The sequence below is a fragment of the Nostoc sp. CENA543 genome (assembly GCF_002896875.1).
Lineage (GTDB): Bacteria > Cyanobacteriota > Cyanobacteriia > Cyanobacteriales > Nostocaceae > Trichormus.
Window position 1 is genome coordinate 6,889,748 of record NZ_CP023278.1, and the last position, 18,253, is coordinate 6,908,000.

Annotated in this window: 16 protein-coding genes; 4 read left to right on the plus strand and 12 right to left on the minus strand. The window is 40.5% G+C overall.

All coding sequences use genetic code 11. The features are described from left to right. Window positions 1–410: 410 nt before the first annotated feature. The 5 genes from CLI64_RS28965 to CLI64_RS28985 all read right to left on the minus strand — a co-directional run bounded on the left by CLI64_RS28965 (window position 411) and on the right by CLI64_RS28985 (window position 6,904). Window positions 411–1,682: a glycosyltransferase family 4 protein gene (locus tag CLI64_RS28965; RefSeq protein WP_103140430.1), complete on the minus strand. Its 1,272-nt coding sequence runs from the start codon at window positions 1,680–1,682 to the stop codon at window positions 411–413. A 1,166-nt stretch (window positions 1,683–2,848) separates the two neighbouring features. Continuing rightward, window positions 2,849–3,589: an amino acid ABC transporter ATP-binding protein gene (locus tag CLI64_RS28970; protein WP_103140431.1), complete on the minus strand. Its 741-nt coding sequence runs from the start codon at window positions 3,587–3,589 to the stop codon at window positions 2,849–2,851. A gap of 188 nt (window positions 3,590–3,777) precedes the next feature. Next, the gene (locus CLI64_RS28975; protein ID WP_103140432.1) at window positions 3,778–4,794 is read right to left on the minus strand and encodes an amino acid ABC transporter permease; all 1,017 of its coding nucleotides are present in this window, start codon (window positions 4,792–4,794) and stop codon (window positions 3,778–3,780) included. Between the two features lie 45 nt (window positions 4,795–4,839). Further along, complete coding sequence (locus tag CLI64_RS28980; protein ID WP_103140433.1) at window positions 4,840–5,766, minus strand: amino acid ABC transporter permease; 927 nt, start codon at window positions 5,764–5,766, stop codon at window positions 4,840–4,842. A gap of 88 nt (window positions 5,767–5,854) precedes the next feature. Then, window positions 5,855–6,904, minus strand: coding sequence for an amino acid ABC transporter substrate-binding protein (locus tag CLI64_RS28985; protein WP_103140434.1), 1,050 nt, complete (start codon window positions 6,902–6,904; stop codon window positions 5,855–5,857). 652 nt (window positions 6,905–7,556) lie between these two features. On the opposite strand from CLI64_RS28985, the gene CLI64_RS28990 reads away from it, so the two are divergent. Then, a complete protein-coding gene (locus CLI64_RS28990; RefSeq protein ID WP_103140925.1) occupies window positions 7,557–8,114 on the plus strand; it encodes a hypothetical protein in 558 nt (185 codons plus the stop codon). 77 nt (window positions 8,115–8,191) lie between these two features. After that, window positions 8,192–8,836 (plus strand): DUF3318 domain-containing protein, encoded by a 645-nt coding sequence (locus tag CLI64_RS28995; protein WP_103140435.1) that lies wholly within the window; start codon window positions 8,192–8,194, stop codon window positions 8,834–8,836. A gap of 65 nt (window positions 8,837–8,901) precedes the next feature. Here the strand turns inward: CLI64_RS28995 and CLI64_RS29000 are convergent, their stop codons facing one another. Then, window positions 8,902–10,380 (minus strand): esterase-like activity of phytase family protein, encoded by a 1,479-nt coding sequence (locus CLI64_RS29000; RefSeq protein ID WP_103140436.1) that lies wholly within the window; start codon window positions 10,378–10,380, stop codon window positions 8,902–8,904. 402 nt (window positions 10,381–10,782) lie between these two features. Then, window positions 10,783–11,577 carry a 7-carboxy-7-deazaguanine synthase QueE gene (locus CLI64_RS29005; RefSeq protein WP_103140437.1) on the minus strand — a complete coding sequence of 265 codons (795 nt, stop codon included), beginning with the start codon at window positions 11,575–11,577 and terminating at the stop codon, window positions 10,783–10,785. A 196-nt stretch (window positions 11,578–11,773) separates the two neighbouring features. Here CLI64_RS29005 and CLI64_RS29010 point away from each other — a divergent pair, with 196 nt between their 5' ends. Next, window positions 11,774–12,823 (plus strand): anti-sigma factor antagonist, encoded by a 1,050-nt coding sequence (locus CLI64_RS29010; protein WP_103140438.1) that lies wholly within the window; start codon window positions 11,774–11,776, stop codon window positions 12,821–12,823. A 98-nt stretch (window positions 12,824–12,921) separates the two neighbouring features. Here the strand turns inward: CLI64_RS29010 and CLI64_RS29015 are convergent, their stop codons facing one another. Further along, on the minus strand, window positions 12,922–13,185 hold the full coding sequence (locus tag CLI64_RS29015; protein WP_103140439.1) for a Txe/YoeB family addiction module toxin: 264 nt from the start codon (window positions 13,183–13,185) through the stop codon (window positions 12,922–12,924). After that, window positions 13,166–13,417 carry a hypothetical protein gene (locus CLI64_RS29020; RefSeq protein WP_103140440.1) on the minus strand — a complete coding sequence of 84 codons (252 nt, stop codon included), beginning with the start codon at window positions 13,415–13,417 and terminating at the stop codon, window positions 13,166–13,168. The genes CLI64_RS29015 and CLI64_RS29020 overlap by 20 nt, the downstream gene beginning before the upstream one ends. A gap of 233 nt (window positions 13,418–13,650) precedes the next feature. Between CLI64_RS29020 and CLI64_RS29025 the strand changes: the two genes are divergently transcribed. Next, on the plus strand, window positions 13,651–14,910 hold the full coding sequence (locus CLI64_RS29025) for a hypothetical protein (protein WP_103140441.1): 1,260 nt from the start codon (window positions 13,651–13,653) through the stop codon (window positions 14,908–14,910). A 127-nt stretch (window positions 14,911–15,037) separates the two neighbouring features. Here the strand turns inward: CLI64_RS29025 and CLI64_RS29030 are convergent, their stop codons facing one another. From CLI64_RS29030 to bchL, 3 genes are all read right to left on the minus strand, one after another. Beyond that, complete coding sequence (locus CLI64_RS29030; protein ID WP_103140442.1) at window positions 15,038–16,441, minus strand: ferredoxin:protochlorophyllide reductase (ATP-dependent) subunit N; 1,404 nt, start codon at window positions 16,439–16,441, stop codon at window positions 15,038–15,040. 127 nt (window positions 16,442–16,568) lie between these two features. Next, a complete protein-coding gene (locus CLI64_RS29035) occupies window positions 16,569–17,258 on the minus strand; it encodes a DUF5331 domain-containing protein (protein WP_103140443.1) in 690 nt (229 codons plus the stop codon). 30 nt (window positions 17,259–17,288) lie between these two features. Beyond that, a complete protein-coding gene (bchL, locus tag CLI64_RS29040) occupies window positions 17,289–18,155 on the minus strand; it encodes a ferredoxin:protochlorophyllide reductase (ATP-dependent) iron-sulfur ATP-binding protein (protein ID WP_067771601.1) in 867 nt (288 codons plus the stop codon). Between the last annotated feature and the right edge of the window lie 98 nt (window positions 18,156–18,253).

Genomic DNA, 18,253 nt, shown 5'->3' on the forward strand with positions numbered 1-18,253 from the left:
GCAGGGCTAATGACTGTAGCGTTTACATCATTAAATCGCCGGCATAGTTGGTAAATAATCTCTGGAGTCAGGTGTTTTTTGGTGCGGTTAACAGACTCATCAACTTAATAGTGCATGGCGATCGCTACTGCTGGACTCTATGACTCTATTAAACAGTATATAGCATAACTAGTTTGAGAGTGCTGAGTTGAGAGTGCTGAGTTGTGTTAGCGGTAGCGGGGCGTTGAGCAGCGTGCTGTTAGCGGTAGGGCGGTGTTTAGCATGTGCTGGGTAGAAATTTTAGTACCTAGTCACGAGTTTCACAAATAACAAAACAGGACTTGGGGAATCTAGAATTTATAACCCAATGTCCTGAATTTGTGTTTTTAGCTATTTGATTAACTGAGTCGGGATTTAAGCGTAGAAAGGAACTAGACTTCTTGCTTAGAGACTACTTCTGATCCCACTTTTTCAGCATCCGCAGTCACAGCATAAAATAGATTTTCATACTGGTTTAAAGCTTGCTCAAAAGCGTACTGCTCTACAGCATATTTTCGGCTGTTGTAACCTAAAGTTTTCGCTTTTTCTGGATGTTGATATAGGTCTAAAGTTGCCTTAGCTAAAGCTTCAGGGTCTTCAGGCTCAACCACTATACCGCCCCCACTTTGTCTAATGGCTTTAGCCGCCGTGCCGCTTTGGGGTACGGAAGCAATGATGGCTCTACCACTAGCCAGTAAAACTTGAATTTTTGATGGCATATTGAAGGAAATTACATTCTTCTTCTGCACAACTAAACCAATATCTGCGGCTGCTAACATTTGTGGCAAATGTTCACGGGGTTGAAACGGTAGTAACAAAACGTTATCAGCACCACAGTCTAAGCAATATTGTTGTAGTCTCTGCAAGCCTTTAGCTTCCCCAACAATCACAAAGGCAATTTCTGGAATATGACGTAACATCGCCGCCGCTTTAATTACGGTCTCTAAACCTTGTGTCAAGGCAATGTTACCAGAATACAACACTACAAATTTGTCATTGAGGTTGTGTGCAGCCCGAAAAGAGCTGTTTTCCTTTGATAAGGGACGAATAAAATTGACATCTACCCAATTGGGGATTTGATCAATTTTTTGTTCTGGTACACCCTTAGAGAGTAAGTTGTCTACAAACCCATCGGCAATAACGCTAACTTTAGTAGCACTTTTATAAGCAAATTTCTCCAATAGAGAAAAGACTTTAATTAACCATTTATTTTTGAGTAAACCAACATGAATGGCTGCTTCCGGTAAAATATCCTGCAAATTCAAAACTACAGGACAAGCACGCAACCATCCTAACAAAGCCGCAGGTACACAAACTGGTAATGATGGTGATGTGGATAAAATCACATCAGGCCGCCAGCCAAAAAGGGCAGGCCAAAAGCTGGTAGCCACAAAACTCGCATCCAGTAAAACTCGGTCTATCAGTTTGGGTTGTGGACGAATCCAAACAAAACTACGTTGAATCTGGACACCATTTTTGTACTCATTAACGTACCATTTACCCCGATATCCTTCGTAAATTTGCCTTTCTGGGTAGTTTGGCATGGCTGTAACTACCCGCACTTGGTGTCCTCTTTTGACCAGTCCCTCTGCTAATTCCGTCATCAGTGGGGCAATCCCAATCGGTTCTGGATAGTAATTGTAAGAGTAGATTAAAATCCGCATAACAAATTAGTCAGAATTCCCTGGCGATTTTGGAACATGAAAGTTTTTGTCCTAATTGAATACTGCCCTTTTTTGAAAGCATCTATTCAAACTGAACATATCTAAATTTTGACTTTAGATAGCCGATTTGTCAGTGTTTTCTAGTTAAAGATTGAGTAAATATCTTAGTGGATTTCTTAGGTAGGTAATGACCTATGATCAGTTCATTCCTGTAAGAATCACTGATACTTACTTTATCTAAATCTAAGCATAATTTCTATGAGGATTAATTAAACTTTCTACTAATAAACAGTACATCTTTGTAAAGTGTAGGTAAAAACTAGTGTTTAAGCAAGTGTAATCGTTTTTATTTAATTAGAAATACAGTGCTTATCAACTTAAAAAAGTCTATATCCCATGAGGATGAATTTCAGTGATAATGGGGATATCAAATTTTCCTGATTTCAACTAGGTTGATTTTTGAATCGTGATTCAATTCACCAGTGCAATATCCTAACACAAAAAAGCAACATTTAACTTAAATATCCCTCATATTAGCTAATTTACGCCCAAAATTTTCAGGACATAAATCTAATTCTCTACATATTAATCATGGCGTGATACCTTGATAATCAGGGATTTTGGCGGCTTGTCGTCAGCTTTAAAACGTCAATACCATAATGTTTAGCTATTAAATTATAGATATTTCGATGACGATTATTTTTTTATGCTAGAAAAATAATCATCATTAAAACCTGAAATATTTAGATAGAGACAATGGTTTGATTTTATTTCTGATATTTGCTGAGACTTTTACAATGAACTTGAGCATTTGCATAGTGACTTGAGTCATATTAGGGACAAAATTCTGATAGTGATCCAGGCTGATAATCTCATCAAAGATTTCTGGGAATCATATAGTGCTAGGAGTGAAAATAGCAACACCATCCAGACGAAAAAGTTACAGATAATGTTTCTCCGTGAATCCACTCCTAAGACAGATTGACAAAAAAGACATAGAGTTGGAAATTCAGTGATTACCGGTAATGGTATTTAACTAACTTCATTGAAAATCACGGAAGTTTCGGAAATTTTTGGCACAAAGTGATACTCCCAAATAAAAAATATCCCATTGCTTAGGTAGGTAAGCAGGGGAGTGAAGCTTTAGCGTATATGAATGAGGATTTTTAGAGGATTTGCGAGAGGAATTTGCGGGTTCGTTCTTCTTGGGGTTGGGTGAAAAATTGATCGGGTGTGGCTGATTCGACTAAATTTCCACCATCCATTAAAACTACACGGTCAGCGACTTCACGGGCAAATCCCACTTCATGGGTAACTACTACCATTGTCATACCTTCAGAGGCAAGCTGTCGCATGACATCTAATACTTCTCTAACCATTTCTGGGTCTAGTGCAGATGTAGGTTCGTCGAATAGCATAATTTTAGGCTGCATAGCTAAAGCACGGGCGATCGCCACCCGTTGTTGTTGTCCTCCAGATAGCTGTCCTGGATATTTATTAGCTTGAGCTAAAATTCCTACTCGTTCTAATAGTTGCATAGCCAATTCTTCGGCCTTGGCTTTCTGCCAACGACGTACCCAAATAGGAGCTAGAGTGATATTTTGCAGCACTGTCAAATGGGGAAATAAATTAAACTGTTGAAATACCATCCCCACTTCTCGCCGAATTGCGTCTATGTTTCGCAAGTCATGACTGAGAGTTATACCATCAATGTTAATTTTGCCTTTTTGGTATTCTTCTAAGGCATTAAATGTGCGGATAAAAGTTGATTTTCCTGAACCAGAAGGCCCCATTAAAACTACAACCTCTCCACGGTAGACTGTTAAACTCACACCTTGGAGGACATGAAATTTGCCATACCATTTATGAACATCTTCAGCAATAATGATGGGTATTTGTTCGCTCATGAGTGTTTACCGGAAAAATAAGGGTGTAGGGGTGTAGGGAAGACAAGGGAGACAAGGAAGACAAGGAAGACAAGGGAGACAAGGGAGACAAGGAAGACAAGGTAGGAGATGAGAAAAACTATTCCCTGTTCTCTAATGACTAATGACTATTGACTAATGACTATTGACTAATGACTATTGACTAATGACTATTGACTCAACTGTTTCTCCAATCTTCGGGAAGCTAGAGACATAGAGTAACAAAATAGCCAGTAAATTAAACCGATAAATAAATATACTTCTGCGTAACGACCGATAAATTGAGGCTGTGCCAATATAGAACGGGCAATGCCTGTAAGTTCTACTAAGCCTACAAGGGATAATAGGGAAGTATCTTTAAATAAGCCGATAAATTGCCCGACAATGGCGGGAATTACTGCTCGTAACGCTTGCGGTAAAACGATAAATATTACTGTTAGAGGTGTGTTTAATCCTAATGCTTTGGCTGCTTCTATTTGTCCGCGAGAAATAGCCTGTAGTCCACCACGCACATTTTCTGCCATATAAGCAGCACTGAACAATACTAAACCGGCGATCGCTCTCACTACTCTGTCTAAACGTACATCGGTGGCAAAAAATAGGGGTAACATGACTTGGGCGAGAAATAAAATCCCAATTAGGGGAACTCCGCGCACAATTTCAATATAAAGAATACAAAACCAACGCACTACAGGCAAATTGCTAGTTCTTCCTAAAGCTAGTAAAACCCCTACAGGAAAGGACAACACAATACTAACTGCGGCCATTAGTAAGGTTAGTAACAAACCATTCCACAAATTGCTGGGTACGGGCGATAAACCAAATCCACCACCAATTAACCACAAAATCACAGGGAAAGATAACAACCATATTAAGGAAAGCCAAGGGGCGATAAGTTTAGCAATGGTAAACTTTTGCTTACCCAAGAATGCCCCGACTGTGATTGTGCTTAAAGTTGTAATGATGGCTAACACTAACCAAATTCGCCAGTATTGACTTTGAGGATATCTACCAAATAAAAATAAATGGAAGTTGACTTGAATTACTGCCCATTGTGCTTGAGTAGTAGCCCAAATGATGATTCCCCGCAACACCCAAAGCAAGAACACTAAGCAAATCACAGTTAATAAACTGTTGTACCAGTTGCTAAAAAGGTTTTTACGTAGCCAAGTTAGTTGTTTAGTCATTAGTTATTAGTCAATAGTCATTAGTCAATAGTCAATGGTTCTTAATTACCTTTCTCTAATTTGAACTCTGCGATTGAATAGGTTCATGATTAGAGAGATGGTTAAACTGAGGGTGAGGTAGGTGAGGGTGAGGATTAACATGACTTCTACGGCTTTACCTGTTTGATTAAAGGTAGTAGAAGCAACAAAATAGAGGTCAGGATAGCCGATCGCGATCGCTAAACTGGAATTTTTGGTGAGATTGAGATATTGGCTAGTCAGAGGGGGAATAATGACGCGCAAGGCTTGGGGCAGAATAACTAAACGCATAATAATACTAGGTTTTAATCCTAGCGATCGCGCGGCTTCCCATTGTCCTTTGGGGACTGAACTAATCCCACCACGAACAATTTCTGCAATGAATGCACCTGTATAGAATGTCAATCCCAAAAGCAAAGCCGCAAACTCTGGAGAGAGGTTAAACCAAGGTGTTGTTATGCCATTTTGACTGAAACTCAAAAATCCCCACAGACTGATTTGATTTTCAATTTTGGGAAAACTTAAAAAAACAGCGAAGTACCAAAACAACAATTGCAACAGTAGGGGTGTATTGCGGAAAACTTCGACATAAACCAGCATGATGTTCCTGACTAGCCAGTTGTCAGACAGTCTGCCAATTCCAGCCATAACACCGATAATCGTTGTAAAGACAATTCCTAACACTGCTATTCGCAATGAGTTAATCAGTCCCACCCACAAGGCGCGACTATAGGAATCGGTTGGTTGATAAGCAATTGGTGTTTCGCCAATATCAAAGGATGCTTGTTGGTTCAAAAAGCCGAAACCAAACTGAATTCCCAATTGCTGTAAGTTGCGATTGAGATTTATCCACAGTATCGCCACAATAGCGAGTGCTAAAACTACAGCAATCAGTTGTCCAGCAATTCGCCAAAAGCGATCATCTCGCCAAAAAGGGGGTTTAGTGTTGGTCATTAGTTATTAGTCATTAGTCATTAGTCATTAGTTTTTCTCCCCCTGCTCCCTGCCCCCTGCCCCCCTGCTTTCCCAGTCCCCAATCCCTTTACCTAAATGGTGGTGAATACAACAGTCCGCCTTTTGTCCACTGCTGATTTTGACCGCGAGGGAGGTTGAGTTTGGTTTTGGGGCCGAGGTTGCGATCGTAAATTTCGCCATAGTTCCCAACGTGTTTGATGGCTTTCGCAGCAAAGTCGTTAGTTAAACCTAGTCCTTCGCCTAAATTGCCTTCAGTTCCCAATAAACGCTTGACATCTGGATCGTTACTGGTGGCTAATTGTCCGACATTCTGGGAGTTGATCCCTAGTTCTTCCGCTTTGATCAGGGCATACACTACCCAAGTTAGAGTGTCACGCCATTTAGTATTACCTTTGGCTACTGCTGGTGCTAAAGGTTCGGAGGAGATGACTTCATCTAAAATGACGTTATCTTCAGGTTTGGGGAGGGTTGTACGTCGAGAGACTAAAGCAGAGCGATCGGCGGTGACGGCTTCACAACGTCCTTCGGCATAAGTAGCAAAGGTGACGTTAACATCTTCAAAAACTACTGGTTTGTAAGTAATACCGCGTTTTCGCATCTGGTCGGCTAAATTCTGCTCGGTAGTTGTACCTGTTTGTACGCAAATAGCTTTATCTTTCAAGTCTGCTAGAGACTTAATGTTGCTATTTTTCCGCACCATAATGGCTTGTCCATCATAAAAAACCACGGGTGCAAACTCTAAACCCACTGAGGTAGCACGGCTCAATGTCCAGGTTGTGTTCCGGCTGAGAATGTCTACTTCCCCTGTTTGTAAAGCTGTAAACCGTTCTTTGGCATTGAGGTTACGGTATTCTACGGCATCTGGATTGTCAAACAAAGCAGCAGCTACGGCACGACAAATATCTACATCTATTCCGCTATATTTGCCGTCTGTGCCAACAAAACTAAATCCTGGTACTTCGCCACTGACACCACAAATTACCTGTCCACGGTTTTTGACAGTATCCCAGCGATCTGCTGATGTGTTACTGGGATTTGTGGTTTGTGCTGTGTTACCACCGCAGGCTGTAGTCGCAAATATTAAGGATGTCCCTAGAATTAAAGTTAATTTCCTCATACTTCAAAGATGATTGTTGCTAAAGATGTGTTTGTAAATACAATATTTGTATGAAATCAGATTTACTCCTGTAATATAAAGCTTTTTTAGCCCCTATTGTTGCACTTTTATGCACAGCCGAAATATTAATGATTTTCTTGATTTGTTGATTTTGTATTTATAGAAAATCAATCCTCATCTTTACAGCTTTAATAAACCATAGAAAATAATTGCTGTTGTATTTTTTTTGGTTAAACAATCTTGTTCTGAAAATATGTTAGTTTTTGATTTTTTACTATAATGTTTTATCTAAAATTTAAAAGAAAAATATTTCATAATTTGTAATCGATTAAAATATAAACCTGTTCATGGTTGGCAAATTTATTGATTCTGCCTTTTTAATGAAGATATTGTGTCTAGAGTTTTGTGGAAAAGCAACTTTAATTTTTCTCTGTAATGATGTCACTACTAAAGGAGAGATATTTGATTAATGTATCTGATTTATTTGGTTAATAGTAAGATCCCAATATTTTTGGGTGGTAAAGTCAGAGAATCTAGACTTTGTAATGAAAATAGGGATGTTTTTTTCAACTAATTCAATCTAAGCGATCGCCACTAAGGGGTTAAACTAGTCTTCGTGACAGCTGCTCCACCGTTACTTAAAGAGGGTTTTATGGGAGCTAACCTCAAGCAAATTGCCAATTACTTAGACAAACTAGGCTGGGACTACCGTCTTGATGAGGAAGAAGACAGGATTATCACAGGTGTAGAAGCTGATAATTTAGAAGATTTTTTAATAGTTGTCCAACTAGATGAAGAGGGCAAATTTTTTCGCCTATTCGCGCCTCATGTTCTTCCAGGAGTGGAGAATCATCCCTACAAGGCGGCTATCTTACAGACGATGTTGGCTATTTCTTGGGAAACAAAAATGCTCCAGTGGGAATATGATCCCTCAGATGGTGAAATTCGGGCCATTATTGAATTCCCCCTAGAAGATGCACTGCTAACAGAAAGACAATTTCATCGTTGTCTGAGTGGATTAATTCAAATTGTTGACAATATAGCTATCCCGCGCTTGCATGAGGTGATGGCTACAGGTAACGATCCTGGGAATATAGAACTTGGGGAAAGAATCTTGCTGAGTATCCAGGAAGAAGCACCAGGATTGCTGGATTTACTGGCAAAAGCCATTGAAGCCAGAAAGCGAAGAGGAAGTTTTCCTACAGAGTGAGACGAAACACCACTTAAATAGCTATACTCCAAAGTGATACCCTCACTATATACTAAAATTTTCTAGGGCTGGATTTTATGACATCCTATGCAACCTCCTCTGCCAAAGCGGAAATGAGTGAACTCCGGCGGTTAAAAGGCTTACTACCGCCAGAATTGCAGAGTTGGGTCACGGTTGAAGGCACAACTGAGGTCAATCCACCCCTGATCCGCAGCGAAGAAATAGGTAAAGACCAAGTAGAGATTCAAATTGACTTGGTGAAATGGGATACTCTAGCAATGGATCAGCGTAATCTGCTGTTCTGGCATGAAGTAGCCCGTATTCAAAATGACACAATTCCCAAAGATGGTTGGGAAATGGCAGCTTTAGCCATCGGTTTAGGTGGTGCTGTCGGCGAGTTGTGGGTACAGGATGGATTATTGTTAGTGTTAGCTTTGGCACTGTGTGGTGTTTCAGGCTGGCGACTATATCAAAAGAATAATGGCGAGAAGCAAATGCGAGAATTAATTGATGCAGACGAGAAAGCGATCGCACTAGCAACTCGTTTCGGTTATAGTCTCCCTAATGCTTACAAGAGTCTAGGTAGTGCTTTAAAAACCATGATCGATAATACTCCTAGCAAACGCCAGCGTTCTCGCTATGAAGCCAGGCTTTCCGCTCTCAAGCGTAGTGCGAATAAAGCCAAGGCTAAATCTAGAAGCACAGAAGACGGCGGAATTTAATCTACAAAAATTAATTAGGGTGGGTATTGCCCACCCCATGATTTAATTATTGATTTTTCAAAAGCTTAAGATTGCCGCTTTAGCCAAAAGGCACTCCAGCCAAATAACAAGAGTCCCAAACCCATCGTTGGTTCGGGAACTTTCGTAGGTGGTACAAACCCTGCTAACTCTTCACTACTAGCTTTAAAGGCGTAAAGATAAGTAGGAATTAAACTTGTTCCTGGAGGACAAGTGCCGTCAATGGGAATTTGTGTACCATCTGTACAAACATCAAACTGTGTCCCACTACCAGTCTGAGTAACACTGTAGTCATTATCTGTCCCTAAAATGACAGCATAAGATCCATCCTTGAGTTTAGGCCCGATTGTTATACCTTCAAATTTTTCTGGGACAACTAATCCCGCAACTTTTAAAAGCTCCGCCACATCAATAAACGGTGAGTTAGACTTGCTCACAGGCACTACACCAGCAGGTAAATCATTGCTTCCTGCTAGGCTAATACCGCTCACATCCGTAGCTCCTGACAAGCTGATTTTGTACACTCGTTTACTGGCAACAGGATTTAACCCCGCAGGATCTTCTACACCCACTCCACGATTATCTCGCTCTAAGATGAGAAATTCATCATCATTCAACGCGATAATCGCGCTCACACCTATATTCCGTCCTTGGGAATTTGCCCCGAAATCATTATCTGTACCAGGAATACGGTCATTAATTTCAGCGAGGCTTTCTAGCTGATAGATATATTGTGCTGTACTGCTGCCAGTTACTGTATCAAATTCTACTATTCGCACATTATTACTGCGTCTGCCATCAGGTGAACCTTCGTTGACTAAAGGATCTTGGAGGATAGCATAGAGTTTCTTTCCATCCGGGGAAAGTGTTAAGCCTTCAAAACCTCTGTTATCTTGGCGGCCAGTGGTAATAGTTGGACGACCATCTACGTAATTCAATGTGCTATCACTCTGTTTAGCAATAATGTTACTTGGACTATTGAAAGCCCGAATAAAATTTCCATTAGGGCTAAATTCATAAACAGAGGGGCCGTATTCATCAGAGACGTAGAAATTCCCATTAGGCGCAACAGCAAATCCCTCTGGATCAAAACTTAAACCCAGAACAGAAGCATCACCATTAAGCAAGCGAGGATTTAAGCCATTGAAGTTTTCACCGTTTTTGGTGAATAAAATCGTGTCTAATAGCTGGAAGTTACTAATTGCTCCACTGTTGGGATCAACATCTAGAGAAAATTTTTGGACTCGTGTGTTGTAAGAGATGACACCACCACCAGGCCCACGATCTGGCAGACCATAGTAAACATTATTGTGGCGGTCATAGTAGAGGTCAGAAATAAACCCAGCCAAGCGGTTAACGTTGGCACTGTTAACACCGGGTGACACCAAATCTACGCTATCACCAGGTATTGTGAGGCTATTGACCAAAGAAACAGCACTAGCAGGGGTTGGATCTCCCGTAATACTAACTAAGGCTGTCATTAGTGAAATGCTTAAACCAGAAATCCAATGCCTGACGGAAATCATCTGAATTTTCCTAAATGTCCAATTTCCCTAGCTTTGGACTTCCTGATTAACAAAAGATTAACGAAAAATTAAGGTAATTATTGAGACATAGACTTTTCATAGAATGCCGAAGGATAGGAATACATCTTCATCAAAACTTTAATAATTAGGTATGGTGCAGTAAAATGCGTCTTTTTCTGCCATTGGTTTTAGAAGGGTGCAGGGGTATAGGGGGTAGAGGTTGAGTTTTGATTCCTCAATAGTCTTCCTCCCTTACACCAATTCACTAAAATCATGAAACATATACAAGGACAGAAATCCTTGTAAAATCTGAATTTCTTAATTTTGAATTTTGTTAGCACCGCGTTAGCGAGTCCGCGAGCGTCATTTTGAATTTTGAATTGGTATTACCTCCTACCTCCTTCAAAGTTGATTTAACATTTTGTGAGTCTGAGGAATAACACGCACTTGTTTTAAAATCTTTTTCATCAAAGTTTGCCAAGCTAAAACCTGTGCTGGTGTGGGGGCAAGGATAGGGGTTTGATTTGATGATTCAGATTCCATTAAAGGCGTAACAGGTTGTAAAAATACAGGAATTTCAGGGCTAACATCTGCCACTAACAAGGCAGCCTGCTCTAATTCATGGGTATCTGTGTGTTGGGAAATAATTATTTTAATGAAGGTTTCTGAATTTGGATAACAAATTTGTAGAAACTTCATATGTTCTGACCAATAGGATTCACCACTGACGCTGGGAAGTTTTAAATCCATACCGACAGAATCTAGATATGGTAATATCATGGCCAACTGTTCTGGGCGATGTCCGCCGGTTTCCAAGTATATAGGCAAACTAGTGAGCGATCGCACTTGGGGCAGAAATTCCTTTAAGAAACCTGCATGAAGAAGTGGTTCTCCTCCTGTTAAGCTAATGCTATCGTGTAAACAAGGTAAATTCTGCCGTGCAATCCATTCTAATAAGACTGCGATTGAGACAGGGTTGGAGTGAATTTCAAAATCTCGGAATCCGGGCGTTCGCTCGATCCTACAGTCAGCAGGAGCATTCCAAGTATGGACACTATCGCAAAAGTGGCAACGTAAGTCACAAAAAGCAAAGCGAATAAAAATTTGACGTGTCCCGACATTCAATCCTTCTCCTTGAATAGCAGAAAAGACCTCAATCAGGCGTGCTGTAGGTGCGGCTGTAGTGTTAGCAGTCATAGGATAGTAAAAGAGCGATCGCCCTGTATCAATTCAACAACAAGTAAGTTTTCAACTTCTTCTTGTTCTATTGTGAATCGTGCAGGCAATCTCTTACTAAACCTATAAAACTAACTATGAGCCATTATTCCTACTTATTTAACATGAGGTTAGGTGATTTTCTAGGACAAAATAATGTTTGGCTGATTAAATTTATATGGCAACGAAAGTGCAGAGCTTCATGACTAGCCAACCCACTGAGGTAAATTTTCCAGTTACTACCTTAAATGAAACGGTAATAGTGCAGGTATCTGCGCGTCTAAGCGTGCTTGAAGCGGTGAGCTTTAAGCAAACCTGCCAAAATTTAGCCCAAGGAAATAACCATCCCAAGCAAATCATTATTGATTTTCAGCAAACCACTTTTATGGATAGTAGTGGTTTAGGTGCTTTGGTGAGTAGTTTTAAAACCACCCAAGAAAAAGAAATTGCGATGATCTTGCGGAATGTCACCCCCCAAGTCATGGCAGTATTGAATCTCACAGGACTAGATAAGGTTTTTGCTATTGAGTCTAGTAGCGAAACATCACCCGTAACATCTGATAGTGTTACAGATACTCAAAAGACTTCATCTCGTAAAATAGAACCTCTTCCCACTACTCATCCCTCCGTAGCGTCTTGGATGAAACGATTTATAGATATCGTCGGTGCGTTGGTGGGTTTGGTAATCACGGGAATTTTGTTAATTCCTATTTTCATTGCGATTCAAATTGATGATCCCGGCCCGATTTTCTTCGGTCAAACTCGCTGCGGTTGGATGGGGAAACGCTTTAAAATTTGGAAATTTCGCTCAATGTGTGTAGACGCAGAGGCGAAAAAAGCCCAAGTGAAGAACCAAGTCCAGGGTGCTTTTTTCAAAAACGAAAATGATCCCCGCGTGACGCGCGTTGGCAAGTTTTTGCGCCGGACTAGTTTAGATGAGTTTCCGCAATTTTGGAACGTCTTAAAAGGCGACATGAGTTTAGTAGGGACTAGACCGCCTACACCCGATGAAGTGGAACGCTATGAAGTTCCAGAATGGCAACGTCTTGATGTTAAACCCGGTATGACTGGGGAATGGCAAGTTAACGGTAGGTCTAAAGTTCGCAGTTTTGAAGATGTGATTAGGTTAGATTTGCAATATCAGAAAAACTGGAATTTGATATACGACTTGAAGTTAATTTTCAAGACTATTGCTGTTATTTTTAATAAAAATAGTGGTGCTTATTAACAAGTTGATTAGTTTTTTAACTTGTTAATGACCTGTAACTACCAAATAAAAATTTATCTGCAATCATGCCCAAACTTATTTCAGTTTTGGGCATTTTTTTATTCATCATAATGATATTTACATGACAAAATAATTATTAAATCTTCTTCTATTTGGTAAACTAATCTATGCTCATCTGTAATTCGCCTTGACCAATAACCTTGCAACTCATATTTCAGGGGTTCAGGTTTACCGATTCCTGAAAATGGTTCTCTTTGGATATCTTTAATTAGATCCAATATCTTTTTCAAAACTTTCTTATCTTCTATTGTCCACTGACCTAGTTGCTCAAAGGCTTCTGGCTCAAATGCTATCTTTTTCATATTCATCTAAATCAACATAGATTAGATTTCCTTTCTCTACATTTTCTAAAGCTTTAAATAGATGTTTTTTATTAGCTTCTGATTTAAGAAGATAAGTAGTTTCATCTTCTTCTGTTGGCTGTTCAACTAGAACTATCACTTCTACAATCGTCCCTTCTGGTAATTCGGTTGTAGAAAGTTCAATTTTACCATCTTTACCGACAATAGCCTTTTGCTTAATTCCACTCAGCATAATTTTTAGTAGATAATATTTCTTACTTTATTTTAACTCTATCGAACTAATGACATTTTTTGGCGATCGCTCCCTATATTCCATTATCTATATTTCGTGAAAAGAGAGCGATCGCTATTTCATGAGATATTCTCTAACCAAAATTGGGAATAATAGCTAAAAGGCAGCTAGCTGCTGCATATGGACAATATCACTTATTGTGCTACTGAGGCTTTAGTAATTAGGAGAATATTATGAGTTTACCTGTCACAGTAACTTTTATGCTTACTGATTGGATTGCTAAAGGATTAGCGGATGGAACATTTGAAAGGGTTGGGGGTGTAATCAGAGAAGTTGCTAGTAAGCGAGTTATTACTTGGTTAAGGGAATTCAGTCCTTCTGCTTCTAGAGGACTACCCATCACTTTAGATCCTATCAATGGAGTAATCAATCTAATTGTTTCAGGTGCAAATGTAGCAATTTCTGCTAAGGGATTTTCTGATGTTAATAACCGTTTAGGTGGTATTGAAAATCAGTTAGGTAATATTCAGCAAACGTTACAACTAACTCAAGGAATGTTGCAGATAACTACTGCTGCTAGTGTTCTAAGCCTTGGTGTTTCAGTGATGGGTTTTGCCGTGATCGCACAGCGTCTCAAGGAGGTGGAACAACGTTTACAAAACGTAGAAACACTATTAAATAAAGTCAATCACAAAATTGATCGGAGTTTTTATGCTAATTTTCGTGCTGCTATAGAATTAGCTGTTAATGCTTTCACAATGACTAAATTAGAAAATCGTAGAAGTAGTGCTTTACAAGCAATCAATCGCTTTTTAGAAGCAGAACATATTTATGCTGACTATACCGATGCTGAAATTGAGCAAAAAAGTCAAATTGCTAGTGAATATTTATTTACGTTATCTTTAGCATATATTTCAGAAGCACGTTGCTATCTCGAATTAGAAGAACATGAGACAGCACTTCGACGTTTCCAAGAGGGAGCTAGAGTTATCCGTTCTCGGATTCAGAAATATGTTGATATTTTACTCACTTCTAATCCAGCAGCCTATTTACAACCTCAACTAAAAGGTCATATTGATTTGCGGAGATTAACAAATATTTACCAATGGATTGATCCCACTTTAGACGAAAACTCAGTATTTGAGATGCAACGAGAGAATCTTTTTCAAGTATTACAAGATCCAAATAAATGGGTAGAGTCGCTACCTACAGCAGTTTGGGATGTAAGAATAGATTGGGTTGGCAAAGCTTTCTGGGATGATCCCAAGCCAGAAATTTATTCACGTCTCCCTAAAATTTTGGCAACATTAGAAGCCATCATTGAAACTAATCGCCGATTTGAATCTTATCAAACAGAAATACAGGCAATATCTCAACTAGGCATCAGCTTTCATGAATGGCTTAAATTAACGCCTACAGAGAATCAACCAAACGGCGCAGAATTAATGTATATCATTCCATCCACGTCCTTACAAATCTCACTATCCTCTTAAACATACTTTTTTCGTTCGCGCCTTTGCGCCTACCGCAAGCGGAACGCCTGGCGGCGAATGCGCGAAACATAAAAAAAGGCGAACACAGGTTCGCCTCTAAAATAATTAATTATCTCAAAACCGAAATTCAAATCTTCGCTTCTTCTTTCACCAACTTATCCCAACCTAAATCTTTCAAATTATGATTACGACGCAGTGGACGAGTTACTAACTCTAAAATGTCACGCGCATTGGTAAAACCGTGAATTTGAGCAAAAGTAAACTCCACAGACCATTTTGTATTGATCCCTCGTGCTTCTAAGGGGTTAGCGTGCGCCATCCCAGTAATGACTAAATCTGGCTGCAAATCATAAATTCGCTGTACTTGGTTGTAATTATCTGGTTTCTCGACAATTTTTGGCAGGGGTACACCCATTTCTTGACAGGCTTTCTCTAACATGGCTAACTCAGCCGCTTGATAGCGTTTATCCATATAGGGGATACCAACTTCATGTACAGTCATCCCGCAGCGTACTAGGAACCGTGCTAAGGAAACTTCTAGCAAGTTGTCACCCATGAAAAATACAGATTTACCCCGAATTAATTTGACGTAATCTTCCAACCCCGCCCAAATTTGCGCTTCCCGTTCTTCTAAACCTTGGGGTGTAATCCCAAATACCGAGCAGATTTTTTCAATCCAAGCGCGAGTTCCATCGGGGCCGATGGGGAAGGGTGCGCCGATGAGTTTACATTTGCGTCGGCGCATTAAGGTGGTAGCGGTGCGACTGAGGAAGGGGTTGACACCAGCGACATAATACCCTTCTTCTATCACTGGGAGTTCGGTAAAGCGTTTTGCGGGTAGCCAGCCGGAAACTTGAATTCCTTGTTTTTTGAGTTCTAGGGTTAACTGAGTCACCACGGGATCAGGTAGAGAACCGAAAAGAACCAAGGGGGGATGATCTACATACTCTGATTCTTCTTGAACTACTTCTTCTTTTTTCTTACCGAAATTGAGCAGCTTTTGAATAGCGTTACGCTCATGTTTTTCGCTTTCCGCTACCGGAACTTGACTAGGACAACGGTTAGCCATTGCAGCTAACACGGTGTCTTCCCCTTGGGTAAAGGCGTAATCTAAGCCGTTAGCACGCGCCACGACGATAGGAATACCAATTTCACCTTCTAACTTGGGTGCTAAACCTTCCAAGTCCATTTTGATGATTTCGGTGGTGCAAGTGCCAATCCACACAATGACACTAGGATTGCGATCGCGTTTAATCTGTTCACACAATCGCTTTAACTCTTCATAATCATTGAGTTGTGCTGAAATATCCCCTTCTTCTAACTCTGCCATTGCATAACGGGGTTCGGCAAAAATCATCACCCCCATCGCGTTTTGTAGGAAATACCCACAAGTCTTAGTACCAATCACTAAAAAGAAACTATCTTCGATTTTTTGATATAACCAGGCCACACAGCTAATTGGACAAAAGGTGTGGTAATTTCCAGTTTCACACTCAAAATTTAAAGCTGTCGATTCTTGCGCGATGGTCATGTGAATTTTTCTCCCCTTTATATCTCCAGGCAGATGAAATAGGGACGATACCAGGCGTGGAAGTAGTGAGTAGTATTACACCCTACTCCCGATTCCCGATTTCTGATTCCCTACTCCCTAGCCATATTTAGGCGTTGGGGAAGAGACGGGCAATTTCTGATTCATCAAAAACCCCACTTGGTAATTCTTCCCCCATGAAATCATTGCTTTCTTCACCCTTTTGTAAGGATGTTTCATCACCCCAAACATCGGATAACACGTCACTGAAAGCACTCTCATCTGGCGAATTCAAATCCGCAAGCATTTGCTCTTCTAATCTTTCGGCTGATGAAGTTGTTAGATCAAAGGAAACTTCCTCAAAGCCATCTTCCTCTTGACTACCGGCGATTTCATTGAAGTTGTCTTCCATATCGCCCACGATCAGCGTATGGGAGTCAGTATCTTCACTGTATGTATTGGTATGAGGAACAGCAAAGTCATCATCTTGCGTATTTTCCCTGATACTGATGGGAGATGATTCCGTGTCAGTAATTGCACTGTTACCGAGAGCGATGTCTGGGTCAAAGTTTAATTCCAGTACCTCAATTAAAGTATCCGCATCGGGATTTAATTTAGCGAAAGGAAACATTAACTGCGCTAATTTTGGATCTAGCGCGTTGATCACTCCCAGGATGAGGTAAGAAGGCGGTCGCTTACCACCGTCGGGTGTATATACTGACTCCACTTCCATGTGGAGTTTAATCCAATCACGGTTGGCTTGGAAAAATTGCAACCACTTTTGTCTAATCGAATCCGTAAAGCTATGAAAGAAAGCCATTGATTGACCCCCATCCTGAAACTAGATGATTTATACAATCATCAAGTCTAATTCCTCTTCAGGATTAGCAACCTGTGGTTTACGCGGATTTAAATAAAAATCAGATAACAAAGTAAATAATTCCCGATCTGGAGCATCGTTAGGAACGACTCCTTCGGGACGGGCGAGAATTTGATCAGCGATGTTGAGGTAGTAGTCGCACACGTAGTTGAGTGATGGGTCTGACTCTGCCATTTCAAACAAAGTTTTACCCTTGACGCGAGACACCCTAATATCTTCTATTAATGGCAAGACTTCCAGCACAGGCATTGGAACTGATTCCACATACTTCTCAATCAAGTCGCGCTTAGAGGTACGATTGCCAATTAATCCGGCTAGACGCAGGGGGTGAGTTCGTGCTTTTTCCCGCACCGAAGCTGCTATGCGATTGGCAGCAAATAAAGCATCAAAGCCATTATCAGTCACAATCATGCAGTAATCAGCATAATTGAGTGGTGCCGCAAAACCGCCGCAAACAACGTCACCCAAGACATCAAACAAGATCACATCATACTCGTCAAAGGCGTTGAGTTCCTTGAGTAATTTCACTGTTTCACCGACGACGTAACCACCACAGCCAGCACCCGCAGGTGGCCCACCAGCTTCAACGCAGTCTACACCACCATAGCCTTTGTAAATGACATCTTCTGGCCAGACATCTTCGTAGTGATAATCTTTTTCTTGCAGGGTATCAATAATAGTGGGAATTAAAAATCCGGTTAGGGTAAAGGTGCTGTCGTGCTTGGGATCACAGCCAATTTGCAGCACTTTTTTGCCGCGTTTAGCTAGGGCGACGGAAATATTACAGCTAGTTGTAGATTTACCAATCCCACCTTTTCCGTAAACTGCTAATTTCACTTTTGTTTGCCTCTTATGGTTTTTTGTTAAACGCACTACTAGCCGCAGATGGCAATGTGTGAGGTACGTGAGTGTGATTATTGTCGAAATTTCACGGG